The sequence below is a fragment of the Streptomyces sp. genome (genome assembly GCF_036524955.1).
Classification (GTDB): domain Bacteria; phylum Actinomycetota; class Actinomycetes; order Streptomycetales; family Streptomycetaceae; genus Actinacidiphila.
In genome coordinates this window covers 25,476-32,319 of record NZ_DATDBG010000044.1, presented here as the reverse complement: position 1 = coordinate 32,319, position 6,844 = coordinate 25,476, and the positions used below count along the sequence as shown (strand labels likewise).

Here is a 6,844-nt window from a genome sequence, read left to right as displayed (position 1 = left end):
CCCCCCCTCGCCCCTGGTGAAGGCCCAGGCCGCGCTGGACCGCGCGCACACCCTGCGGGCGCTGGGCGCGGCCGCACAGGCCGCCGCCGCGGCCCACCAGGCACGGGCCCTGTACGCGGAGAAGGGACACCGGCCCGGCATCCGCTGGTGCGACACGCTCGCCGCCCTCCCACCCACCGACGCCGTATCCCAGCCACCCCGGAGAGACGACCCCCATGCCCAGCACTGAGGCCACCCCACCGCCGCCGCTCACCTGGAGCCTGCGCGGCACACCGACCGACGAGCTGCGCGTGTCCGCCGATGACGGCCTGCCGAAGCCGGCCGGTACCGGCGCCGGCATCCGAGTGTGCGTCGTGGACTCCGGCGTGGAACGCGACCACCCGGCGATCGGCCCGCTGGCCGGTGCGTGGGTGGCCCTCAAAGACCCGGACAGCGGCGCGGTGGACATCCAGGAGACCGACACCGGGGACACCTGCGGCCACGGCACCGCGTGCGCCGGCATCATCCGCCGCCTCGCGCCGCACTGCGAGCTGTACTCCGTACGCGTCCTCGGCGAGCGCTTCTCCGGCACCGGCGATGTGCTGCTCGCCGGTCTGCGCTGGGCGGTGCGGCAGGGCTTCGACGTGATCAACCTCAGTCTCTCCACCACCCGGACCCGCTTCGCCGGCGAGCTGCGCGAGCTGGCCGACGACGCCTACTTCACCCGGACGGTCATCGTGGCGTCCGCACACAACTCCCCGGTGGAGAGCTTCCCATGGCGCTTCTCCTCGGTGATCTCGGTGGGCAGCCACCACGAGGACGACCCGGCCCTGTGGCTCTACAACCCGCACCCCCCGGTGGAGTTCTTCGCACCGGGCCAGAACGTCACCGTGCCGTGGCTGGGCGGTGCGACCATCCGGACCAGCGGCAACAGCTTCGCGACCCCGTTCATCGCCGGGCAGTGCGCCCGGTTGCTCTCCGCCTACCCGCGCATGACCACGTTCCAGTTGAAGAACGCGCTCTACCTGTCCGCCGCCAACGTCCATGTCAGAGGTGCCTGATGTCCGCGACCCCGGCAGTTCCCGCCCCGTTCACCGACGACACCGACCCGGCGGCCCGGGAGCTGCTCCAGTCCGTGGTCGACGTTGCCCGCGCCATCTTCGGCGCCCAGGCGAGCTCGGTCTGCCTGCTGGACGAAGCGGCGGACGAACTGGTGTTCCGCGCCGTCTCCGGTCAGGGCGAGCAACTCCTCGTCGGCCGGCGTTTCCCGGCCGGCAGCGGCATCGCCGGCTGGGTGGCCACCTCCCGGGAGCCGATGATCGTCGACGATCTGTCGCGCAACGCCTCGTTCGACCGTGACATAGCCGAGTCCACCTCCTACGTCCCGGACGCCCTGATGGCCGCCCCCCTGGTCAGCGGAACCCGTGTGCTGGGCGTCCTCGAGGTCCTCGATCCCTCCCCCCAGGCCCGCACCCATCTCGCCGAACTGGACCTGCTCACCATGTTCGCCCGCCAGGCGGCAGCCGCCCTCCGCATCACCATCGACCACCGGCCGGCAGGCCCGCGCCCCGCCCTCGACCCGCGCCGCCGTGCCGACGCGCTCCGCCTCCTCGACGACCTGCACGGCCTTCTCTTCGAGAGCTGACAATCCGGCGGTGGTTCTCGGTTCCGTGGCTGCGCACCGGCTTGGGCCCCGCACGAAGCCCCTGCCGCCGTGCCGGGTCCAGCGGGCCGGGCCCGGCACGGCGGCGCGAAGGTCAGGACGGGTAGGCCACGAGAGCCATCATGCCCGCCTCGCCGTGGTAGGCGTTGTGGCAGTGCAGCAACCACTCACCGGGGTTGTCGGCGTCGAAGAAGACCGACAGCCTCTGGTGGGGCAGGACGATCGCGGTGTCCTTGCGCGGGCCGGAGTCGCCGATCTGGTACGTGTGGCCGTGCAGGTGCACCGGGTGCCACATCGCGGTGTTGTTGACGAAGTCCAGCCGCACCCGCTGTCCCCGCTCGACGCGCAGCGGGTCCGCCGCCGGGTCGTTCATGGCGAGCCGTCGTCGCGCGGCCCCGCCGGTGGACGGAGCCGTCAGGGCACGGAACGGCACCGGAGCGCCGTGCCGGGCGACCTATGCGCGCAGTCGGGAGAGGACCGAGAGATCGGGTGGCGCGCGGCCGATGGTTCGAGCGGCCTTCCGGCCGGTGACGGCCCGGTGAGGACACGGGGCCTGCTCGGCCCGACACCGGGGCGGCGGCGGGAGCTTCAGCGTGTCGACGCTCGCGGTGGAGCAGTGCTGCGTGCCGGTGGCCGCACAGGCGCCGTCACCGGCGCTGTCGACGGCCGGGCCGACCGGACGGGCGCGGGTACGCTCCGCGCCCGCGCCCGTCGTCATCATGGTGTGCGGCGGGGCGACCGCACCGGGCACGGCGTGCCCGGGCGTCGCGTGCAGGGGCGTCGCGTGCAGGGACGACGCGTGCAGGGACGACGAGCTGACCGCGACCGGAGCGGCGGTCACCCCGTGGTGGACCAGCAGTGCGAGGGCGGCACCCAGGACGACCACAGCGGCGTACGCCCAGCGAGCCGGGCCGCCGCGGGCCGTCCGTGTCATCATCGCCTCCACCTGTGCCGTCCGGTCGTCGCAACCAGAACCCCCATTATACCCCCTGGGGGTACACGACCGGGACGCCCGTCACCGGCGGCAGCCGTCCCCGGGAGCGATCCGCCGGCACCGCCGTGGGCCCTCTCGGTGGCCTCCGGCTCGACGGGCCCCGCGCGAGAAGTTCGACCGCGGCGCGTTCCCGGCCGGGTCGGCACGTCTTCACGCGGCCCGCGACGGACCACCCGCAGCCAGGGGTGCTCCGCCGCGCGCACTCGGAGACGACTCCGCGGCAGCGGCGTTCGACATGTGCCGTCGAACACACATCGGAGTTTTCGGCCACTTGCGCATGATCGTTCCTCAATAGTGATCCCAGGCCGGGAGTACGTCTGACACCACGGGGGAGCAGTCGGATGAACAGGGATGGATCGCCATTTTCCGGTGTGGCGAGCGCAACGCACGCCCTCGAACGCGGGCGTACGCCGACCCAGCGGCTCCTGGAACAGGAGCCGCGGATACTGGAGCTCTACTCGCAACGGCTACGGGACATACACAGCCCCCTGCCCGACGACCCCGACGCCTGGTCCTGGGTCGAGGAGCAGGCGCGGCGCATCATCGTCGACTGCGCGGACAGCCTGGCGCAGGGCGTCACGGTGGTGTCCCCGACACAGATCGGGGGGCCCGTGGCACCGGACGACGAGCATGTCATGCGTCACGGCCTTCGGCTGACCCATTTCGTCCAGTCTTTAACCGCCCTGACGGACCTCATCCTGGACGCCATCGGGCAGGCGGTCGCGTCCTCCGGCGTCCCCGGGCCGGACCGGGGCGAACACACCGAGGAGTTCGCCCGGGCCGGCGTGGCCGGCTACACCGCCGCCGTGCGCGCCCTCCACCAGGGCGTGGGCAGCCGTCTGGAGGCCGGATCGGCCAGCTGCGACCAGCTCCCGCGCAGCCGGATCAAGGAACTGTACGAGGAGAACCGGCGCTGGCTGGCCCGGGAGATCCACGACCAGTTCGGCAACTCGCTGAGCCTGGCGATGCGTCAACTGGAGATGCACGAACTGCTGGCCTCCCGGGCCGGCACGGACGTCGGTCCGCAGATCCGGGCCGCGAAGGCGGCGATCCTCGACGCGCTGGACACCAGCCGCCGGCTCGTCACCGCGCTGCGCCGGCCCAACGTCTCCGGTTCGCTGATCACCGCACTGCAGAGGTTCGCCGCGTCCATGGGCGACAGCGACAGCAGGGTGCGGATCTGGGTCGAGGGACCGGAGGAGCGGCTGCCTGGCTGGCTGTCGGAGGAGCTCTTCCTGCTGGTCCGCGAGTGCCTGCGCAACGCCCTGCGGCACGCCGGGGCCGGCAACGTCGTAGTGAGTGTGGACGTCACCCCGTACCAGGTGCGGGCCGAGGTCATCGACGACGGCAAGGGCTTCGACCGCGAACGTGTCCGTTCCTCGGGTGGCAACGGCCTGGAGGTCATGGCCGAGCGCGTGCACCTCCTCCAGGGCTCCCTGAACATCAGCAGTGCCCCGGAGGCCGGCACCCGCGTCACGATCTCGCTGCCGATCGAGGACGGGCGGACCGCCGGTGGCTGAGAACACCATCCGCATCCTTGTCGCCGACGACCACACCCTGCTGCGCCAGGCGCTGTGCGACCTGCTGGCTGCCGAACCGGACTTCGACGTGGTGGCCCAGGCCTCGACCGGCACCGAGACGTGCCGCCTGGCCGGACAGTACCGGCCCGACGTGGTCATCCTCGACATCGAGATGGCGGAGAACCACCCTGCCACCACCGTGGGCGCCATCCTGTGCGAGCTCCCCGACGCCCGCATCATCGTGCTCAGCATGGACGACAGCCAGCGCCTGGTGCGGGAGCTGCTGTCCCTGGGCGTCCACGGGTACCTGCACAAGAGCGTGAGCCGGGAGACCCTGGTCTCGGCGATCCGGCAGCGCGAGGCGGGTGGTCGCCGCACGGTGACGGTGTCCGTCTCCGCGACCAGCCTGGAGCCGTTGGCGGGCGACGGCTCCGAACCGAACGGCGGGCTGACGCTGCGGGAGGTCGATGTGCTCACCCTCGCGGGGAAGGCGCTGAGCAACCGGCAGATCGCGATCCGCCTCGGCATCGCCGAGGGAACCGTCAAGCGCCACCTGCGCAACGTCTTCGAGAAGCTCGGCGCGGTCTCGCGTATGGACGCGGTGAACAAGGCCGTCGCCCGGTCGTTGCTCTCCGCCCCCGGCGCGTCCGACGACACGGTGCCGCCCCGCTGCTGACGGACGCTCCAAGGCTGTCCTGCGGTCAAGGTCGATTCCCGTCGTTTCCGGTGGTGGGCGCGGGACGTCGCCACGGCACCGCCCGGCGTCGTCCCGACCGTGTGCGTACGCCGCCGGGCACGTGAGGCGGCCGGCGGGAAGAAAGCACTCCTCGGCGGGGAATGCCGACGCCGTACCCGCTTCCCCCGGTACGCCCGCAGGCAGGGCCAGGATATGGCGGTGCGGAGCGAGACGCCCACCCCCAAGGGGTGAGCGGACATGTGTCTTTCGGAGGGGCGGAATACCGCCAAGAGGCAATCCCCGCTGCCTCTGAGGACTATTCAGCCGACCGGTACCGGAGTCCTAGCATGGGGCCGTGCGAGCGACCGTCGGGACGACACCGGCCAGGGACCGGGCTGTTTCGGTCCGCCCCAGCCGGTTCCGTACGTTCCTGACCCTCCCGTTCGCACGAGGCGCCGGTCTCACCACATCCGGGTGACGGCCGGGGACGCCGCAAGGAGAGCGAACACCGTCCGCCGGGGAAGTGACGGCCCTCGGCGGCACGGGAGGGCTGACGCCCGAGTTCCCGGAGTGGGCGGCCGAGGAACGAGGCCGCCCGCGGAAGGAACGAGCAGGAAGACCGACCAAAAAGCACGGACACACCGCGGACATCCGGTCGATCCGGACCCGTCGGTCACCGAGGCGGACCTCCCCCACGACCGCGCGGCGCCGGCGGTCACACCCCCACCCCCATCGATGCCGTACCGGGCCGACGGCCCGCGGTACAGCACGACCCGGGTACGACCTCGATCTCCCCCGGGCCGGCACCATGCCGGCCCCGACCGTGCACCGATCTGTCCGGTTACCAACCGAGGAGACAGCTTGAGCGACCTCATTTCCCGCGGCGCTTCCCGTGGCCGCGACTGGCTGCGCAGCAACGACCTGCCCTACAGCGACGAGATCCCCCTGGAGGCCTCCACCAGCCAGTTCCAGGGCGGCGGCCACTACGGCGTCGAAGTCCCCGTGATCAACTCCTACAAAGTGCTGGAGCAGACGCTGACGCTGCTCCAGCGAGAGGGCCTGCCGGTCACCCGCTTCAACGAGACGCTGGGCGCGTTCCTGCTGTCCGACAGCGAGGTCAAGGACATGCTGGACCTGTGCCGGGAGAACGGCGTCGGCATGGTCTTCGCCCTCGGCCCCCGGCCGGAGTACGACCGCAAGGCCGCCTTCTACCGCGGCGGTTTCGGCGGCTCGCAGGGCCGTCGCGTCAACAACAACGACGCGCTGGCCGTCTCCGCGGACGAGGCCATCCGGCTCACCGAGATGGGGTGCCGCGGCCTGATCGCCTACGACCTCGGCGTGATGCGGATGCTGAAGACCATGCGGGACACGGGCGCCATCCCTGCCGAGACCCAGTTCAAGGCGTCCTCGCACTGCATCGTCTCCAACCCGTTCACCTCCAAGATCTACGAGGAGAACGGCGCCGACAGCGTCACCACCATCCACGACCTCGGCCTGCCGGTGTTCCAGGAGATGCGCAAGCAGTCCCCGGACCTGGTACTGGACATCCCGACCGACGTGTACGGCCAGAAGGGCGGCTTCATCCGGTTCACCGAGGTGCCCGAACTGGTGCAGATCGCCGCGCCGATGATGCTCAAGATGGGCGCCAGCGCCCAGGGCCACCCGGCCGACCCGGTGAACCAGTCCACCGTCGAGAAGCGCGTCCAGCGCGTCGCCCTGGGCATCGAGTACCTCCAGAAGTCCGGCATCAAGGCCGACTACATCGGCGAGACCTCCCTGCAGCGGAGCCTGCCCGTCAAGGTCTGACGGGCCCTCGCGGCCCGGCGTGGCCGCCCGACGGGGCCGGTCGTGCCGACCGGACCGAACTGTGCGGCCCGTCGCTCCGCCCGGTCCGGCCACCCCCTCCCGGCCGTTCCGCCGCCGCCCTGCCCTGTCCCGGGACCGTGCACCCGAGGCAGGGCGGTTCGGCGCCAGTTCCGCGGACGTCCGGCCGAGGGGCGGCTACCGCCCGC

The 6,844-nt window shown here is 71.8% G+C and carries 7 protein-coding genes and 1 pseudogene; 6 read left to right on the top strand and 2 right to left on the bottom strand.

The window, feature by feature from the left end:
- From VIW71_RS03880 to VIW71_RS03870, 3 genes are all read left to right on the top strand, one after another.
- On the top strand, positions 1 to 229 hold a 229-nt coding region (locus VIW71_RS03880; protein WP_331620516.1), incomplete at its 5' end, for a hypothetical protein.
- Positions 216 to 1,040, top strand: coding sequence for a S8 family peptidase (locus tag VIW71_RS03875; protein WP_331620515.1), 825 nt, complete (start codon positions 216 to 218; stop codon positions 1,038 to 1,040). The genes VIW71_RS03880 and VIW71_RS03875, both read left to right, overlap by 14 nt.
- Positions 1,040 to 1,624, top strand: coding sequence for a GAF domain-containing protein (locus tag VIW71_RS03870; protein WP_331620514.1), 585 nt, complete (start codon positions 1,040 to 1,042; stop codon positions 1,622 to 1,624). The genes VIW71_RS03875 and VIW71_RS03870 overlap by 1 nt, the downstream gene beginning before the upstream one ends.
- A 112-nt stretch (positions 1,625 to 1,736) precedes the next feature.
- Here the strand turns inward: VIW71_RS03870 and VIW71_RS03865 are convergent.
- Together VIW71_RS03865 and VIW71_RS03860 are read right to left on the bottom strand one after the other, a co-directional pair.
- Positions 1,737 to 2,015: pseudogene (locus tag VIW71_RS03865) on the bottom strand (multicopper oxidase domain-containing protein); the annotation flags it as partial.
- A gap of 81 nt (positions 2,016 to 2,096) precedes the next feature.
- Positions 2,097 to 2,579 carry a hypothetical protein gene (locus VIW71_RS03860; protein WP_331620513.1) on the bottom strand — a complete coding sequence of 161 codons (483 nt, stop codon included), beginning with the start codon at positions 2,577 to 2,579 and terminating at the stop codon, positions 2,097 to 2,099.
- Positions 2,580 to 3,007: 428 nt separating this feature from the next.
- On the opposite strand from VIW71_RS03860, the gene VIW71_RS03855 reads away from it, so the two are divergent.
- From VIW71_RS03855 to VIW71_RS03845, 3 genes are all read left to right on the top strand, one after another.
- A complete protein-coding gene (locus tag VIW71_RS03855) occupies positions 3,008 to 4,156 on the top strand; it encodes a sensor histidine kinase (protein WP_331620512.1) in 1,149 nt (382 codons plus the stop codon).
- Positions 4,149 to 4,832 carry a response regulator transcription factor gene (locus VIW71_RS03850; protein WP_331620511.1) on the top strand — a complete coding sequence of 228 codons (684 nt, stop codon included), beginning with the start codon at positions 4,149 to 4,151 and terminating at the stop codon, positions 4,830 to 4,832. Before VIW71_RS03855 ends, VIW71_RS03850 begins: the two co-directional genes overlap by 8 nt.
- Positions 4,833 to 5,693: 861 nt before the next feature.
- A complete protein-coding gene (locus VIW71_RS03845) occupies positions 5,694 to 6,638 on the top strand; it encodes a hypothetical protein (RefSeq protein WP_331620509.1) in 945 nt (314 codons plus the stop codon).
- Positions 6,639 to 6,844: the final 206 nt, after the last annotated feature.

Excerpts from the sequence above, each read along its gene's own strand:
- VIW71_RS03875 (WP_331620515.1), top strand. The coding sequence starts at position 216 with ATGCCCAGCACTGAGGCCACCCCACCGCCGCCGCTCACCTGGAGCCTG.
- VIW71_RS03870 (WP_331620514.1), top strand. The coding sequence starts at position 1,040 with ATGTCCGCGACCCCGGCAGTTCCCGCCCCGTTCACCGACGACACCGAC.
- VIW71_RS03860 (WP_331620513.1), bottom strand. The coding sequence starts at position 2,579 with ATGATGACACGGACGGCCCGCGGCGGCCCGGCTCGCTGGGCGTACGCC.